The sequence below is a fragment of the Serratia sp. 506_PEND genome (assembly GCF_001076875.1).
Taxonomy (GTDB): domain Bacteria; phylum Pseudomonadota; class Gammaproteobacteria; order Enterobacterales; family Enterobacteriaceae; genus Serratia; species Serratia marcescens.
In genome coordinates, this window is the sequence record NZ_JVEL01000512.1 from 1 (window position 1) to 833 (window position 833).

General features: G+C 42.9%; 1 pseudogene. It reads left to right on the plus strand.

Annotated elements, in window-relative coordinates:
- Positions 1-338: 338 nt before the first annotated feature.
- Positions 339-833: pseudogene (locus tag ADK28_RS32515) on the plus strand (hypothetical protein); the annotation flags it as partial.

Genomic DNA, 833 nt, shown 5'->3' on the forward strand with positions numbered 1-833 from the left:
CCCCGGACGAAGATTCAGGTATTCACCAGACGGTCAATTCGCGATAGTTACCTGTCACTCCAGCCCCATTAGCAGGAGTGGAATGCAGGAATGATATCGGCCATACTAGATTATAACGCTGTAAATTTACAATAAAACAGAATTAAAGATCGGAATCAGATCACAAAAAGAGACATCACTTCAAAATGTAACAAACAAGATACATCAAGACTAATCTGACAGACATTATCATTGCAGCACAAAACGCCTGCCTGAACACACCGGGGCCTTTCTTTTAAGAATATTATTTCAACGCCATAATGAATACATCCATCCTTTTTATCGGGCTGGATATATATATGTCTAAATGCACATTACAAAACACAAATGGAAACATAAAGGGCATCAAACTCACCTGCATAGCAATAAACATCAAAAGAAGCACAAACAAAATAACCCTCATTGTATTTTCGTTTAAAATAGCCATGAGCATTATTTCGTTTCTTTCACAGATAAGATTCATTCTGATGGTTACATTAAAATCTCTGTTACAACATGCCTTGCTGATGACTTTCGGTTCTTTGTTGCTGACTGCTTTTACTGTGCAGGCAGAAACCACCGTCGTATTCCTGCGCCACGGTGAAAAACCGGAGGCACCCACCGGTCAGCTGACCTGCAAAGGGTTTAATCGTGCGCTGGCACTGCCATCAGTACTGTTGACCCGTTTTGGCCAGCCTGATGCGATTTATGCGGCTGCACCAAAGCAAAACAAAACCGGCAGTTCACTGCGTCCGTTGAGTACCATACTCCCCACCGCTATCCGGGCAGAACACCCGGTGATCCTCAAATACCAT